Annotated in this window: 12 protein-coding genes and 2 tRNA genes; 2 read left to right on the top strand and 12 right to left on the bottom strand. The window is 64.9% G+C overall.

Going from position 1 to position 15,062, the window contains the following annotated elements; all coding sequences use genetic code 11:
• Positions 1-136: 136 nt before the first annotated feature.
• From GNK13_RS08605 to GNK13_RS08595, 3 genes are all read right to left on the bottom strand, one after another.
• On the bottom strand, positions 137-1,243 hold the full coding sequence (locus GNK13_RS08605) for a GNAT family N-acetyltransferase (RefSeq protein ID WP_164102106.1): 1,107 nt from the start codon (positions 1,241-1,243) through the stop codon (positions 137-139).
• Positions 1,244-1,411: 168 nt separating this feature from the next.
• Positions 1,412-1,484: transfer RNA gene (locus GNK13_RS08600), tRNA-Ala, on the bottom strand.
• A 127-nt stretch (positions 1,485-1,611) separates the two neighbouring features.
• A complete protein-coding gene (locus GNK13_RS08595) occupies positions 1,612-3,003 on the bottom strand; it encodes an extracellular solute-binding protein (protein ID WP_164102105.1) in 1,392 nt (463 codons plus the stop codon).
• A gap of 106 nt (positions 3,004-3,109) precedes the next feature.
• On the opposite strand from GNK13_RS08595, the gene xylB reads away from it, so the two are divergent.
• The gene (gene xylB / locus GNK13_RS08590) at positions 3,110-4,639 is read left to right on the top strand and encodes a xylulokinase (protein WP_164102104.1); all 1,530 of its coding nucleotides are present in this window, start codon (positions 3,110-3,112) and stop codon (positions 4,637-4,639) included.
• 117 nt (positions 4,640-4,756) lie between these two features.
• On the opposite strand, the gene GNK13_RS08585 is transcribed toward xylB, so the two are convergent.
• The 8 genes from GNK13_RS08585 to GNK13_RS08550 form a co-directional block, all read right to left on the bottom strand.
• Complete coding sequence (locus GNK13_RS08585) at positions 4,757-5,560, bottom strand: hypothetical protein (protein ID WP_164102103.1); 804 nt, start codon at positions 5,558-5,560, stop codon at positions 4,757-4,759.
• 23 nt (positions 5,561-5,583) lie between these two features.
• The gene (gene trpC, locus GNK13_RS08580) at positions 5,584-6,372 is read right to left on the bottom strand and encodes an indole-3-glycerol phosphate synthase TrpC (RefSeq protein WP_164102102.1); all 789 of its coding nucleotides are present in this window, start codon (positions 6,370-6,372) and stop codon (positions 5,584-5,586) included.
• Positions 6,372-7,961 carry a bifunctional phosphoribosylaminoimidazolecarboxamide formyltransferase/IMP cyclohydrolase gene (purH, locus tag GNK13_RS08575; protein ID WP_164102101.1) on the bottom strand — a complete coding sequence of 530 codons (1,590 nt, stop codon included), beginning with the start codon at positions 7,959-7,961 and terminating at the stop codon, positions 6,372-6,374. Before purH ends, trpC begins: the two co-directional genes overlap by 1 nt.
• A gap of 266 nt (positions 7,962-8,227) precedes the next feature.
• A complete protein-coding gene (locus GNK13_RS08570) occupies positions 8,228-9,808 on the bottom strand; it encodes an outer membrane protein assembly factor BamB family protein (protein WP_164102100.1) in 1,581 nt (526 codons plus the stop codon).
• Between the two features lie 211 nt (positions 9,809-10,019).
• The gene (locus GNK13_RS08565) at positions 10,020-10,946 is read right to left on the bottom strand and encodes an ABC transporter ATP-binding protein (protein WP_164102099.1); all 927 of its coding nucleotides are present in this window, start codon (positions 10,944-10,946) and stop codon (positions 10,020-10,022) included.
• The gene (locus GNK13_RS08560) at positions 10,939-13,263 is read right to left on the bottom strand and encodes a hypothetical protein (protein WP_164102098.1); all 2,325 of its coding nucleotides are present in this window, start codon (positions 13,261-13,263) and stop codon (positions 10,939-10,941) included. The genes GNK13_RS08565 and GNK13_RS08560 overlap by 8 nt, the downstream gene beginning before the upstream one ends.
• Before the next feature lie 161 nt (positions 13,264-13,424).
• Complete coding sequence (locus GNK13_RS08555) at positions 13,425-13,751, bottom strand: DUF6793 family protein (protein WP_164102097.1); 327 nt, start codon at positions 13,749-13,751, stop codon at positions 13,425-13,427.
• Between the two features lie 252 nt (positions 13,752-14,003).
• The gene (locus GNK13_RS08550; protein WP_164102096.1) at positions 14,004-14,195 is read right to left on the bottom strand and encodes a hypothetical protein; all 192 of its coding nucleotides are present in this window, start codon (positions 14,193-14,195) and stop codon (positions 14,004-14,006) included.
• 319 nt (positions 14,196-14,514) lie between these two features.
• Between GNK13_RS08550 and GNK13_RS08545 the strand changes: the two genes are divergently transcribed.
• Positions 14,515-14,588 (top strand) — tRNA-Asp (locus GNK13_RS08545).
• Between the two features lie 72 nt (positions 14,589-14,660).
• Here the strand turns inward: GNK13_RS08545 and GNK13_RS08540 are convergent.
• Positions 14,661-14,834 carry a hypothetical protein gene (locus GNK13_RS08540; protein ID WP_164102095.1) on the bottom strand — a complete coding sequence of 58 codons (174 nt, stop codon included), beginning with the start codon at positions 14,832-14,834 and terminating at the stop codon, positions 14,661-14,663.
• Between the last annotated feature and the right edge of the window lie 228 nt (positions 14,835-15,062).

The raw sequence follows: 15,062 nt of genomic DNA, 5'->3' as shown, positions 1-15,062 counted from the left end.
TTTTAAAAAGCAGTCGCCTTCGGCTTGCCGTTAAACGATTTTTCCGCGAGCCGTCCTGCTCCGAACCAATCCAAAGTGGCGCTGTCCAGCTAGCCCCGGAATTTCCGCTGCAATACCCGCGGCTAGCGCCGTCGGCTCAGGGTTTTCTGACCGATCCTAGAACCTGTTTCAGCGCGATGAGCTGTGCCTTGGGAGCGAGCGGCCGGAAGTAGTCCAGAGTTTCGCAGTCGCAGGTGCGGGTTAAGTACTGGGTTTTGTACTCCAAGGATCCCGGACCCATGTCGAAGGTATGGTCGCCGGCGTCAATGCTGGCTTGGATCGCTTCGATCCAGAGCAGGTTACCGATCCCCGATTTGCTGGCACTTTGGTCGTACCCAAATCGCAGCGATGTTTTGTAGCCCTGCCACCAGTAGCCGTATTCGAAGGCGACCGGTTGGTCGTCGAGATACAAAAGGTTCAGATCGACTGCACCGAGAGCCGCCGCCGCTCGGTGAACGTCGCGGAGAAACGGACGCACGCTTGCATGGGACAGCGTCGTTCCGGTACTGGAGGAGCCTTGCCAGCTTCGCGATGCGATCTCTTCGCACGCGTCGTACAGGTCCCAGCGCGGATCGCTCGTCGCAGTGGGGTCGTGCCGAGGGCGAAACTTCTCGTAACGCATTTCTCCCGTCGCTTCCACGCGTCGCCGCCAGCGCTTCCAGTTGTTGCGGAATTTCCCGCTCCGCGACGCGTGGTATTCCTCACACGTTTGGGGAAGGTCGATCACGGCGGTCGTACAGCGCGTTGAGCGGAAGAGCTTCATGCGGTTCGCGCGCATGGAGTCGGCGATGGCTTGCGATGCTGGGCTGTGAGGTGCGAGCCATCGCCATGACAGGATGTCCCACCGCTTCGGTTGGCGGGCCAGGTGATCGATGGCCGCGGCCATCGTCGCGTCCGGATGGGGAGTCACGGGGCTGAAAAAACTGCCCCAGTCATCGAGCGGGAAGGTCAGCACGCGGACCGAGCCCACGCGGCGGTTCTCCGTGCGGATGACCAGCGGCACGATTCCGAGCAGTTTCGAGCCGTCGAGGACGAGCAGCACCTCCATCTGCTGTCCACCGCCGTAGTGCCGCCAGTAGCACTCGAACCAATCGAAGCTCTGAAAGAATTGTGCTCCCGCGGTCACTCGCGCTAGCTCGTTCCACGTCTCACGGTAGGGCTGCAGATCTTCGAGGTTGGTGACGCGACTGACCGTGACGCTCATGAAAAGCTTCTGGACCAAACGGAACTGGGATCGCTGTGGCGTGCCTCCGAACGATGGAGCGGCTTTCTAGAGTCTAGGTCAGCATTCGCAGGGCCTCGGTCAGCATTCGCACCGCGAAAACGAAAAAAGCCCGCAGAGCTTTCGCTGTGCGGGCTTTTTTCGAACAAGTGGAGCCGAGGAGGGTCGAACTCCCGACCTCTGCATTGCGAACGCAGCGCTCTCCCAACTGAGCTACGGCCCCGAATCGTTTGACGAAATGTTAGGTTTGTTGCTCGCCGTTGTCCAGCCGTCTTCGAGCGACTCGCCGGGAAGTTCCTCGCGGAGCCGCTCGCATAACCGGACCTGCGGCTTCCGCGACCCCCGCGGCTTCAGCGGATCCGGAGTCCTTGAGCCTGCCTCCAGGCGCGGAGCTGCTTCTGGCGGCCGAGCCGTTCGGTGATCGCTTCCCACTCCTCGCTGGCCGCCGCCAACGCCTCCTCGGCCGTCGCTTCGCCCAAAAGCGCTCGCACGACTTGGGCATCGAGCGCCTCCAGGTACGCATCGGAGCCGGGGATCCGCAGGGTGGGCCGGACTTGGCCGTCGCCGAGCGTCTGGCGAACGTACGCGTCATAGGTCCCCTGGCCAAGATCCGCTGCCTGCGCGATTGGGAGCGCGGCATCCTCCTCCGACAGAACCGCGGCTCGATGGACGGCCAGATCCGACGAGGCCGCTCGCACCACAGCGTGACCTTCGCGGCTGGCGAGCCATGCCAGGAAGACGCGAGCCGCCGCGGTCTGCCGGCACGAAGCGGCTACGCTCACCACCAAGCCACGGGGTGAGAGCAAGGGGGGACGCGGAGCGACTTCGGCCGGCTTCCACTGGTCGATGAAAACTTCCTCCGCGGTCGGGTAGGGGAGCATCCGCAGGCTCGACGCCGCTGTCGCCTCGCCACCCACGGGCCAGCCGATCGCGACTCGCAACTGGCCTGCCTGCAGCCGATCCCAGAGTTCCGCCGGGCTCAGCAGTTCCTCCGGGTACTGCTGGCGGTCGGCCACGAGTTGCTCGAGGGCCCGCACGTAGGGAGGCGATTCGAGCACCGGCGCGAGCGTGTTCCGCTCGAACAGCCAAGTCGCACTGGTCTGCGTGGAGGCTCGGTGGAGCAGGGCGATCGCCGCCCAGCCGTCGGCTAGCGGTTCCGCCGCCTGACCTGCGGGCAGCTTCGCGATCCGCTCGCTGTACTCCTGCCACGTGAGTGAGTCGGCAGTGTCGATGTCGGGGCTGATCCAAACCGCAGGCTGCGCCGAGCCGAGCGGCAAGGCGTACATCTCGTCCCCCCACCGCATGGCGCCGCCAGCGAGGCTCGGGAGGAGCGAGTCGGCATCGACGGCCTCGGATTGCAGAAACGACTCCGGGAGCGGCGTGAGCAGATCGGCCGCTTGCAGGTCGCCCATCGCGGCGGTCTGAAACAGCACCACGTCGGTCCGTTCGGCATGCTCGGCCAGCGACTCGCGGGTGGCGGCGGTAATCGTGAGCGGTTGTTCCGACACGCTCTTCCACGCCGCTTCGATCCGCTCGTTCAGCTCCGTCGGGGCGGTCGACACAATCCGTAGCGGCACGTCGGAAGAGTTGGAGTCGGTCGCCTCTTCGGCCGGCGGTGCGACGGTGCTCGGGGCACGATTGCAGCCCGCGAAGCCGACTAAAAAGAGGCCGACCAAAAATGCACCGAGCGGCAGGGAGAGCTTCGTGCGAAGTGGCTGCGGGGAGCGATCGGTGGTCGGCATGGTTGCGATTGCGGAGTGCTGGAGAAGCGATTCTGACAACGCCAAGGATACGCACTATAGTATCGCCCGGTTCACTTGCACCCCCGCCAGAGGCACCCGACCTACCATGGCTTATTACCTCGGAATCGACATTGGGACCAGCGCCACCAAGAGCCTCCTGATCGACGAGCGGGGAGCCGTTCTCGCCGAGGCGTCGGCGGAGTATCCCGTGCTGACACCGCGGCCGGGATGGACCGAGCAGGATCCCGAGGCTTGGTGGACGGCGACCGTCGCTTCGGTCCGCCGCGTGGTCAAGAAAGCGAAGCTGAAACCGCACGAGGTGCGGGCGATTGGACTCAGCGGCCAAATGCACGGCTCGGTGTTCCTCGACGCCAAAGACCGAGTGATCCGTCCGGCGCTGCTGTGGAACGACCAGCGTACGGCGGCCGAGTGTCTGGAGATTACCGAGCGGGCCGGCGGTCGCGAGCAGCTGATCCAGCTCGTGGCCAACCCCGCCCTGACCGGCTTCCAAGCTCCCAAAATCTTGTGGCTTCGCAACCAGGAGCGGAACCACTTTCGGCGGCTGGCCAAGGTGCTGCTCCCGAAAGACGAGGTTAGGCGACGGCTGATCGGCGGCTACGCGACCGAAGTCAGCGACGCGAGCGGGACGCTGTTGTTGGACGTGGTCGGGCGGAAGTGGAGCGGTCCGCTGCTCGACGCGCTTGAGCTCTCAAGCGAGCTCTTGCCGGAGGTCTTTGAGTCGGAGGATGTGACCGGGCAGCTCACGGCAGACGCGGCCGCTGAACTCGGCCTCTCAACCGAGTGCAAAGTGGTGGGCGGGGCGGGGGACTGCGCGGCCGGAGCGATCGGCAACGGCGTCGTCAAAGCGGGCATTCTCAGCACTTCGATCGGGACGTCGGGGGTGATGTTCGTGCACAGCGACCAGCCGCAGTACGACAGCCTCGGCCGATTGCACACGTTCTGTCACGCGGTCCGCGGCAAGTGGCACATGATGGGCGTGAACTTGAGCAGCGGCGGATCGCTGCAGTGGTGGGTCGACCAAGTCCTCCGCGGTCTGCCGGGGGTGGCCGAAGCGCGGCGGTACGATACGGCGACTGCCGAAGCGGCCGAGGTGGCTCCGGGCAGCGACGGGCTGTTGTTCTTGCCCTACCTGTCCGGCGAGCGGACCCCGCACGCCGACCCGTTTGCCCGCGGCAGCTTCGTGGGACTCGGCCTTGGGCATAAGCGAGCGGCGATGACCCGAGCGGTGATGGAGGGCATCGTGTTCGCCCTCCGCGACAGCCTCGAGATCATCCGCGCGCTCGACGTCCCGGTGCGACAGATCCGGGCTTCCGGCGGCGGCAGCCGCAACCGTCTGTTCCGTCAGCTGCAGGCCGACATCTTCGGCAAAAAGATCTCCTCGATTCAGGTCGAGCAAGGTCCCGCGTTCGGCGTCGCTCTGCTCGCCGCGGTTGGCGACGGTGCGTATCGCAACATCGAAGCGGCTTGCAAAGCCACGATCGAATTGGCCGGGACAACCGATGTCGATCGCCGGGCGGCAAAACGTTACGAGCAGCTGTTTCCGGTCTACCAGCAGCTCTACGGTCACCTCAAAGAGGACTTCCGCGCCCTGGTAGACTTCGCCGAAGGCACATAGTCGCCTTTCGCTCCGCGAAAGTAGCGAGACGCAATTAAGCGCAATCGTTTAACGGCAAGCCGAAGGCGACTGCTCTTTAAAACACCGACGCCTGCGGCTTGCCGTTAAACGAAACCGTCACTCTGCCGGCTCGGCGTCTTCGGGCACGATCGAGAGGCCATCGCTGGCGCGGAGCACGACGCGGTAGTTTCGCCCCGGCTCGACTTTCATCGATACCGCTTCGCCGTGGGCGGCGCGAATCCCCTTTTCCATCGCCTCTTCGCGATCATTGGCGAAGGTCCAAAAGTCGTCCCAGATCTCCTGCTCGAACTCGCTCGGTTGGCCGCCGCGGTGGTAGGCGCTCGGCAGCGAACCGACCGGGTCGATCGCATAACCTTCCGACGGCGTCTGGTACTCGCCAAAAATGCGGCGGAACAGCACCAGCGAGGTGCCGCGGGCGAGATCGGCTTGCTCGACGTACTGGTCCTCGAACTTGACGACCCAGTTGTCGAGGTAGACCACATCGCCACGGATCGTGAACTCGCGTCGCTCTCCGATCGGGTTTCCTTCGGGAGAGAGTTCGATGAAGGCGAGCGTGGTTTCGACGTCGCCCGTCTCTTCGTCGGCGGTCTGCTCGACCACTTCGAGGCGGGCCAAGCGGTGGTCCATTTTCAGCAACCGCATCGCCACTTCCATCCGCTCGATTTGCCGCTGCTTTTCTGCGACGTCGACTTCGAGCTCGCCGATCCGCAGCTCGGCATCGCCCAACTGGGCGCGAGCGGCGACGAGCGCCTGTCGAGTTTCGTCGAGCCGCTGGTCGGTGCCGTGGATGCGGTCGTAGATGACATAGCCGGTGGCGAGGACGACGCCACTGATCGCCAGCACCAGCAGGGTGCGAATCACGCTGTTGATGGTCGAGATCGTTTCGCGGACTTGACCCACAGGGGACTCCTCAGGATTGGCAGCTACGCTCGTTCGATCAAATCCCGTACCGCGCCACTTAGGTTATCCTGTCGCATCAGCGATTCACCCACCAGCATCGCCTGAACCCCGGCGGCTGCCAAGCGATCGACGTCGTCGGCGGTTCGGATCCCGCTCTCGCCGACCACGATCCGGTCCTCGGGGATTTCGCGCCGCAGCCGGATCGTGTGTTCAAGATCGGTGACGAAGGTCCGTAGGTCGCGGTTGTTGATGCCGACGATCTTGCCACCGGTCGCCAGGACGGCGTCCAGATTCTCCCGATCGTATAGCTCGATCAGCGTCTCCATCCCCAGTTCGAGCGCCGCATGATGTAGCTCCTCGAGTTCGCTGGGCGACAAGCATTCGGCGATCAGCAGGACGCAGTCGGCGCCGGCGGCCCGGGCCTCGAGCAACTGGTAATGGTCGACGATGAAGTCCTTGCGGAGCAGCGGCGTCTCGACGCGGCTGCGAATCTGGCGGAGGAACTCGAGGTCTCCCTGAAAGTATTCGCGGTCGGTCAGCACGCTGATGCAGGCCGCGCCGGCTGAAGCGTAAGCAACGGCGATTTCGGCCGGGTCGAACGCTTCGCGAATGATCCCCGCCGAAGGGCTCGCCTTCTTCACTTCGGCGATCAACCGCACTCGACCTGGGCCGTTCGTCAGCGCGTGGGCGAAGCTCCGCGGCGGCGGGGCCGCGGCCGCTTGATCCACCAGCATCTCGCGGGGTACCTGCCGCTGGGCTTCGGCGATCTCGGACCGCTTGGTCGCGAGGATCTTGTCGAGGATCGTACCCATCAGTGTTTGAAGTGACGGCGGCCCGTCAGGATCATCGGGATCCGATGGGCGTTGCAGGCATCGATCACTTCCTGATCGCGCCGCGACCCGCCGGGCTGGATGATGCCCACGATCCCCGCTTCGGCAGCGGCTTCGATCGAATCGGGGAAGGGGAAGAACGCGTCGGAAGCGAGAATGCTGCCGCGGCTCCGCGAGCCCGCTTTCTCGATCGCGATCTCCACGCTGTCGACGCGGCTCATCTGCCCCGCCCCGACCCCGACCAGCGAGGTGTCTTTGGCCAGCACGATCGCATTGCTCTTCACGTGGCGGACCATCTCCCACGCGAAGGCGACGTCGTCCCAGAGAGCGTCGGCCACTTCGGTTTCGGTGACCGTCTTCCACTGCAGCGGCGCGGCGGCGACGCGGTCGGCTTCCTGAACCAGCATCCCGCCACTGATGAACCGGCGGCTGAGTGCCGGGGCGGGGCCCTCGAGACGCCCGACCTGCATCAACCGCACGTTCTCGCTCCACCGCGGCTTGGTCGTCAGCAAACCTACCGCCCCGGCTTCGAAATCGGGAGCGACGATCGCTTCGATGAACAGCCCGGGTTGGCAGAGGACTTCGGCCGTTGCCAGATCGACGGTGCGATTGAAACCGATCACCGAGCCGAAGGCGCTCAGCGGGTCGCCGTCGAGCGCTTTCTGGCAGGCCCGCGCCAATCGCTCGCCGGTCGCCGCACCGCACGGGTTGTTGTGCTTGATGACCGAAGCGGCGGGAGTGGAAAAGCCCCGCACGATCGTCAGCGCCGAGTCCAAGTCGAGCAGATTGTTGTAAGACAACTCCTTGCCGCTGACCTGTCGGGCGTTGACGAGGTTGGCCGTGCGAACCGTTGGGTCGGAGTAGACGGCCGCTTTCTGGTGCGGGTTTTCGCCGTAGCGGAGCAGGGCTTTACGACGCAGCGAGAAATGCATCGTCGGCGGGAAGTCGGTCACCACCGACTCGCCGCGCAAGTATTTGGCGATCGCTCGATCGTAGCTGGCCGTGTGTTCGAACGCCTCGCAGGCCAAGTGCTGGCGGAGCGTCAGATCGGTTCCGCCTTGCGATTCGACTTGGCGGAGGATCTCGGAGTACTGTTCGGGGCTGGTCGCGACGGCGACGTGCGAGTGGTTTTTCGCCGCCGCGCGGACCAGGCTCGGACCGCCGATGTCGATCTGTTCGATCGCTTGCTCGGTCGTCACTCCCGGGCGGGCCACGGTGGCTTCGAACGGATAGAGATTGACGATCACCAGATCAAACGGTTCGATCTCGTGCTCCTGAAGCGCCGCGTCGTCCTCCTCGAGCCCACGCCGCGCCAGAATGCCGCCGAAGATTTTGGGGTGCAGCGTCTTGAGGCGGCCCCCCATCATCTCGGGAAAGCCGGTGTAATTCGCAACGTCGACCACCGGAATGCCCGATCCGCGAATCGTTTCGGCCGTGCCGCCGGTGCTGTAGATGCGAACGCCGGCGCGGTGCAGGCCGAGGGCGAAATCGGCAAGGCCCAGTTTGTCGCTGACGCTGATCAGGGCGCTGCGAATGGGAACAACATCGCTCACAGTAGTGGTTTCCGTCATCGTACTCGGAGGAAGCAGGGGCGGGCTGTGTGTGTGTAAGACTTCGCTCCACGACGGTCAACCGGTCCGCCGCCGGGGAAGGCTTCCGCAGCCGCGACAGCACCCTCACCGGGAGCGATCATACCGGTTGCGTCGATCTGGAAATCCACGCGCGCCACTCCGTTGGCGGGCGAGTCTCGAGTGGCGAACGTCACTCTGGTGACGGATAAGCCTCAGTTGGCGAAGGGGCCTCAGTTGGCGAAGGGGCCTCAGTTGGCGAAGGGGCCTCAGTTGGCGAAGGGGTCGGCTCCGCCGCCAAACACATCGTCCATGTCCTCGCCGCCGAACGGATCGGCGCCGCCACCAAACGGATCGTTTCCACCGCCAAACGGATCGGCACCCCCGTCGGGAGTTTGCGGGTCGTCGCCAGCCGGAGCAAACGGGTCGGTCGCATTGGGAGTCGCCCCCTCGGCTGGTTTTTTCCCGGGCTTCTGCGGTGCTTCGCCAGCCGTCTGCGGCTTGAATTCCTGCAGCAGCATCGTCGGCAGTTCCGCCGCGAGGGGGCGGAGGCACTGGATGCCGCCGCTGGAGGTCAGCAGGTACAAGCGATCGGTCAGCGGATTGGGGATCGCGTCGACGACGCTCGTTGCGGGGAACTCGGCCATCGCGCTGCCGGTCTCCATGTCGAGCGTTTTCAGCCGCGCCGTGGTGCTGCGGATGATCAACTGCTTGTCGGTGCCGCCTAGAATCTGGTCGACTTCGCGGACCGGTGCCGGCCACAGCGATCGTCCGCTGGTGGCGTCGAGGCAGAACAGGTCGTCATAGATCGTCTTGACGAACAACCGGTTGCCGAACAGCGCGGTCGGGGCGTGGATCGGATCGCCGACGCTGTACCGCCACAACACGCTTCCCGCATTCAGAGCCGAGACGCCATACACCTGGCCGTGATCGGTGGCCATGAAGAAGCGGCCTCCCAAACCGACCGCCGGTTTGGCCGTCACCGATCCATCGGCCGGAAAGCGGAAGGCCATGCCGGGCCGTTCGCCCCCTTCAACCGCGTACACATAGCCCGCTTCGGTCGGCCACATCATCCGCGGCAAATCGGGAGCAGCCACCGCGCCGGTGGTCGGCTCCCCGGCGGCCACGGCAGTGAAGAAGTCGGCGTTGAAATTGCCCAGCGGCAGACCCTCGACCCGCCCCGACGCACAGAGCGTCATCACGTGCGAGCCGACGATTACCGGCCCGGCCACCGGCATGTACCGGAATCGGCGAGTATAGACCGACCGGCCGCTGAGGGCGTCGAGGACGATCAGGTCCATCCCGTTGGCGAAGATCACGAAATTTTCATTGATCGCCATCGGCAGCGAGGGCAACCGCGGATCGCCGTGCTGTTCGGTCCATAAAACGCGTCCACTTTCTCCGTCTCGCGCTTCGACCGTGCCGTCTTTGCCGAGCACGTACAACCGGACCTGCGGAACCTGACTCCGGGCCTGCGTCGCCTCGGTTCCCCGCCGCTTGAGCTTGTAGATCTCCAGCCGGGCCAAACGCTCGGCTTCCTCAATTCCGATCGGCTGACCGCTGCGGTCGACGCGGTCGGCCGGAATGCGCAGCAGGACCTGGTCGTTCGCCGTGACCTCCACAATCTCCCGGGGCCGCGTCGCATCGACGTACACCTGGGCGTCGGCCAATCCGGCGAGTCCTCCGGCAATCGTCATCTGACGTTGCCACGCACTGACCAAACCGGCTCGCGCCGCCTCGGCCGGTGACAAGGTCTCGCGGCCCAGGGCCGTGGCAACCGCCGTGCACTGCCAGACCACGGCGACGGCGGCGAGGAGTCCAACGCGATGCAGATGTGACGAACGCAACATGCGAAATCTCGAACGAGTTAGGTCTCGGGGATGAGCACGAACCGGCGGGCACGGCTGGGCTTCCGAGCGAAGCGACGCAAAGCCGGGTCGCGGTGCGGATGTGGGTGCGGATTAGCGGAACCTGCGCACCTTGGCCATTGTAATCGCTGCGGCGGGCGACGGCGAATCGCTGCGGCTCGAAAGGGAGCTCGAATTTTCGCTCCCCCGGCGGTTAACTCACTAAGCCCTTTGTAACCGTCATAAACACATCCTCGAGCGTCGGATCTTTGTCGTGAAAGCTCCGCAGCCGCACGCCCTCGGCGACGAATTGCTCGACCAGCTCCGCGAGCCCCTGATCGTCCGTCTCGAGCTCGGCCGTGACCCGCCCGCGGTCGACGTCGAGCGCGCGGAGCGAATCCTGGCTTCGGAGAATCATCAGTCCCGCGTCCTCGCCCGAGTGGAAGCGGATCTCGACGATCCGGTTGCGGCGAATTTTGCCGTACACTTCGGCGATCGGCCCGTGCATCAACAGCCGCCCCCGCTCGATGATCCCGATCGAGGTGCAGCAGTCGGCCAACTCGGTCAGGATGTGGCTGCTGATCAAGATCGTCTTGCCCATCCGCCGCAGCTCCTTGAGCAACGCCTTGAGCTCGACGCGGGCACGGGGATCGAGTCCGCTGGCCGGTTCGTCCAGGATCAGGACCGGCGGGTCGTGGACGAGCGTCTTGGCCAGGCAGAGCCGCTGCTTCATTCCCCGCGATAGGCCGTTCACGAAATCGTCGCGCTTGTGAGCCAGGTCGAGCAGCTCGAGGACTTCGCCGATGACCCGCTTGCGGTGCTCGCGATCGATGCGGTAGGCGACGGCGAAGAAGTCCAAAAACTCCCAGACCCGCATCCCGTCGTACAGCCCGAACGTGTCGGGCATGTAGCCGATCACCCGGCGAACCGACATCGGCTCGCTGGTGACGTTGTGGCCCGCGACCGATCCCCAGCCGCGAGTCGGCTTCAGAAGCGTCGACAGGTAGCGGATCGTCGTGCTCTTGCCGGCTCCGTTGGGCCCGATAAAGCCGAACGTCTCGCCCGCAGGAATCGTCAAATCGATCGAATCGACCGCGGTGAAATCGCCGTAGTCTTTCCCAAAACCATGCAGCTCAATCATGTTCTTCTGTCGCGGCTGGAAAGTCGGTCCGCAAATTTCGATCGGGCTCGGCAGGAGGCAGCGACGGGCGAGCCAAATGGACGAGCACGATCGTCTGCTGCCGCGACTGCGAAACCTCCGGCTGGATCTCCAAGCCCGGCTGAGCCGCCTCACAGCGGCCGACTAGCCGCATCTCGCCTGCCGCCAAATCGTCGCCGGTCGCGAGCCGCGTGAGCATCCGCTCGGCACCCATCGGCAGCGGGTCCGAATACCGCGGAGGAGCGTCGCCGAGCCGAATCGTGGCACTGGTTCCACTGGCAAGCGGACCGACCGAATCGCTCCGCAGCACCCCTTGGGCGTCCTTGGCGACCACCGCCACGTCCCACAGATCCAGGTCGCTGGTGTTCTCGAGCCGACTGCTCGCCGCGTCGAAAAAGATCGAACCGCCAAGTTCGAGGATTTGTTCGGCATGCACCGCTTGCGTCTGGTTCGACGGAATTGCCACGCCGGTCAGCGCGACGCCGGAGCCGAACGATTGCTGGAGCACAAACGGCGCGCCGGAAGTGGTGGCATGCTCGATCCCCGCCGGAGCCGCGACCGCTTCCCGATTGGCAAAGTGAAACTCATAGCTGGTGCTGAGCGAATTGTAGATCGCCACGTACCGGCTCAGGTGCCCCCGCGAATAGCCCTCATGCATCTCCAGCACGTCAATCTCCGTGCGGCTTCTGGCAAACCCGATGTCGAGCTGCGCCGAGCGGGCGATCACCGCGGCCCCGACTAATCCAATCAGCGGAACCGCCAGCCATGCCCACTCGAGCCGGCCGAGTAAGCGGAAGATGAGATAGTTGAGCGGAACGAGGACGATCAAGTAGATCGCAAGCGACCTGGCGACAAACGCGGACTTGGGAATCACGATCCCCGCCTCTTCGCGGAGCAGCTCGCTGGCCAGCCGTCCGGTGTCGCTGCGATCGGTCCAGGAGCCGAGCCCGGTTCCGGGAGTGAACGAGACGTTCGTGTCCAACCAGGGGCTGGGCGGCTCGCTGGCCTGATCGCTCCCGCTCCCGCTCCCGCTCCCGCTCTCGCTCTCGCTCTCGCTCGCGCCGGCTGCTTGCGGTGGACTTGGGAGGGCGGCGTCGCGGGCGAAGATGCGGAGCCGCGTGGCCAAGCGTGGATCGTCGGCCCGCGAGCCTGCGTTGGCGGTGAACCGCAGCCGCAGCGCCTTGCCCACTTGCTCGTACTGGCGAGGAGGGCGGCGGAGCAGGGCGGCGTTGTAAAAACTCTGCAGCGACGCCCACTCGGGGAGCCAGCCGGCGGCGAGATCAAACCGCGTCATCGCCACCCGGCCGCGGCCGACCGACTGTTCGACGACCAGCCCCGCCGAGTCGGGCAACTCCACGACTCCCGGACGGGCACGGCCGGTCACTCCGGCTCGCACGGCGTCGCTGTCGAGGCGTCCCAGCAAGCGGACCAGCGACGGATCGTTGGGCACGCTCCAGCGGCGAAGCAACTCGCCAAGCCGCTCCGTTTCCAGCCCTCCGCGGGTCCCCTGCGCGAACTGGGCCCCCCGCTCGGATTGGCCTCCCAATTCAATCGGCATCAGGTCGGCGAACTCCGACCCGGCCAAGGCTCGAGCCGCTGCGGGACCGTTGAAAATGATCTGTCCGCCCCAGTGCAACCAGTCGCGGACCGCTCGCCGCTGGTCCTCGGTCAGCGCTTCCGGTTCGATGTCATCCCACAACAGATACGCCGTCGAAGTCCATTCAAAGAACGTGTCCGGGATCGGCAGCATACCCTCGCCGGCCGGGATCACGACGCGATAGTCGAGCGTCTGGCGGGTGGGAAACTCGGGATCGAGCGGCGGGCGAACCCAGTCCTGGACCTGCAGGACCGAGAACTGTTCGGGACGTTCGGTGAGCACGACAAAGAAGTACTCGTCGGGAGCCATCACGATCGCCGGGTCCAAACCGCTGTCAGCGATGACCCCCTGCCCGCGGGCTTCGAACCGGCCGCCGACCGCCAGCCGCTGATCGCGGTGCGAGAGGCTCGGCGGAATCAACAGCCGCGACTCGAGCCGTTTCGTTTGGCCGCGGGGGAGGACGGCCGGACGGAGCGATTGCATCGACCAGTCGCTGGCTGCGGAAGAGTCGCCCCGCCGCTCCGCGGTGGTCCAGAGCGAACCGCGAAAGTCTTCCGCGTTCGCCTTCCAAGCCTGGCCGACCGCCATCCAGTGCCCCGGTTTGACCGGAACCCCGACCTGGGAAGAGTCTTCCGGCAAGCAGCGGATCGGAGAGTGGCTGATCGCTTCGGCTGGACGCTGCTGAGTGGTTTCGTCGGTCAACGCATCGTCGCGACACCCCTGACAGCCGACTAGCAGCGGTACCAGAAGCAGGAGGCCCCCCAGAACTGGCCCCGAGTGGCCGCGAACTGGCCCCGAGTGGCCGCGAACTGGCCCCGAGTGGCCGCGAATTGGCGGGGAGCCGCGGCGAGGTTCGGTCGACGCTACCAGCCCATCACCATGTTCGACTCGATGACTTTGCGAGCCCGCTCCAGATCGGAACCAGTCTCGTGCATATACAGGCGAATCGCGTGGACTTTGTCCCCCGACGATTTGGAGAGGCACTCGCGGGCAATACTGCACGGGTCGAGGCTGGTCGTCGTCAGCCCGAGTGCTCCTTTAGAAATCACCCATGTGTTTCGCGGGCGCTTGGTCATCCGAATCACGTCGTCTGACGGAAAAGCGTCCCGCACCACCTCGCGGGCCGCGGCCTCGTCATCCGCCCAAGTGATCAGAATGTGGCTCGACGTCTCGATTTCGAACAGCGGCATGAGTCGCAATCTCGGCAAGATACGGACGGCTCCCTCCGCCAGACGAGCCCCCGTTCACGAGACAAGACCCGGTCCTTGAACCGGCCCCGCCCGCGCGGTGAGCCCTCGCCGTGCGGTGAGAGCGTCAGTGTTATCAAAGCGTGGCAAGGGGGCAACCGGATTTCGAGCCAAAATTGCCCAAGATCGGCGATCCGAGCTGCGGCGAGCAAGGCGGAGGGCCGGTGAGTCGGTGCGCGGAGTCGGTGCGCGGCGTCAGTGGACCATGTTTCCGCGGAGGCAGCAGAAGCCAAACGCTACGGCCGAGGCGGAGATCACCATCCAGTGCGTAGTATCCATACGATGGAAATAATCGACCAGTTCGTGCGAAGCGTCGCCGAACCACCGCGAGAGCGAAAAACCGAACATCATCGTGGCGTCGAGCGCCATCTCTTTCGCGGCGGTCATCGGGCACGGACCTGAAGAGTAGGGGGGCGGTGGAAGTACGGGGGCGGTGGAGGTGCGGAGTGGTAACAGTGCGGGGGAGAGGAAATTGGAAGAAAAGTTCAGGCGGCGGACGCGAACAGCCGATCCAGACTTTTGTTCACCGGCCGCAGCCGGACCCCGCAAAGAAATCTAGCTCACCGGCTTCCCGCGTGACGCTCCCGGGAGGGCAAAATCCCCGGAAAAAGCGGGGCCGGACGAAGAATTGCGAGTTGTCGCGGAATGCCCTTGCGAGCTTGGCACGGCGAGCTATAATTCCCGACACACACGACGAACAACTCAAGGCGCTGTAGCTCAATTGGTTAGAGTACCGGACTGTCGATCCGGTGGTTGCGGGTTCGAGCCCCGTCAGCGTCGCTTCTGAAATGCTTTTAAAAACCCCGGCTGGACGCCAAGTCCCGCTGGGGTTTTTTCATGCGGCAGCCATGCCTAGCCGCTGGCCGAGAGCACCCACTGGCAGGTATCGCAGAAACCGCCTCCCCGGTCTTCGAGCGGGGGCAGGGACGCCCCGCAGCCGCCGCAGCATTTCGCTTCGCCGATCCGGCGGGGCTTGGGGTTGCGGGACTCTTCGGGCTGTGGTTCGGTCCCAGTCGCGATCGCCATAGCACACCCAGCGGCAGGAGAAAGGGTCGGAGCTTGGCCGCGAAGCGAGCAAATCCCAGGCCGCCCCCAGCCCCTTCCTGCCGATCTCAATCTCGGTGCGGAACTTTTGTCTCCGGCTTAGCTGGACAGCGCCCCTTTGGATTGGTTCGGAGCGGGACGGCTCGCAGAAAAATCGTTTAACGGCAAGCCGAAGGCGACTGCTTTTTAAAACACAGTCGCCTTCGGCTT

It is taken from the genome of Candidatus Laterigemmans baculatus, from assembly GCF_010367455.1.
Taxonomy (GTDB): Bacteria; Planctomycetota; Planctomycetia; order Pirellulales; family Pirellulaceae; genus Laterigemmans; species Laterigemmans baculatus.
This window is presented reverse-complemented; position numbering and strand designations above follow the sequence as displayed.

Bases quoted from the DNA above. Each gene is read 5' to 3' on its own strand.
- xylB (WP_164102104.1), top strand. From the start codon at position 3,110: ATGGCTTATTACCTCGGAATCGACATTGGGACCAGCGCCACCAAGAGC.
- trpC (WP_164102102.1), bottom strand. From the start codon at position 6,372: ATGGGTACGATCCTCGACAAGATCCTCGCGACCAAGCGGTCCGAGATC.
- GNK13_RS08550 (WP_164102096.1), bottom strand. From the start codon at position 14,195: ATGACCGCCGCGAAAGAGATGGCGCTCGACGCCACGATGATGTTCGGT.
- GNK13_RS08565 (WP_164102099.1), bottom strand. From the start codon at position 10,946: ATGATTGAGCTGCATGGTTTTGGGAAAGACTACGGCGATTTCACCGCG.
- GNK13_RS08595 (WP_164102105.1), bottom strand. From the start codon at position 3,003: ATGCCGACCACCGATCGCTCCCCGCAGCCACTTCGCACGAAGCTCTCC.
- GNK13_RS08555 (WP_164102097.1), bottom strand. From the start codon at position 13,751: ATGCCGCTGTTCGAAATCGAGACGTCGAGCCACATTCTGATCACTTGG.
- GNK13_RS08570 (WP_164102100.1), bottom strand. From the start codon at position 9,808: ATGTTGCGTTCGTCACATCTGCATCGCGTTGGACTCCTCGCCGCCGTC.
- purH (WP_164102101.1), bottom strand. From the start codon at position 7,961: ATGACGGAAACCACTACTGTGAGCGATGTTGTTCCCATTCGCAGCGCC.
- GNK13_RS08540 (WP_164102095.1), bottom strand. From the start codon at position 14,834: ATGGCGATCGCGACTGGGACCGAACCACAGCCCGAAGAGTCCCGCAAC.
- GNK13_RS08605 (WP_164102106.1), bottom strand. From the start codon at position 1,243: ATGAGCGTCACGGTCAGTCGCGTCACCAACCTCGAAGATCTGCAGCCC.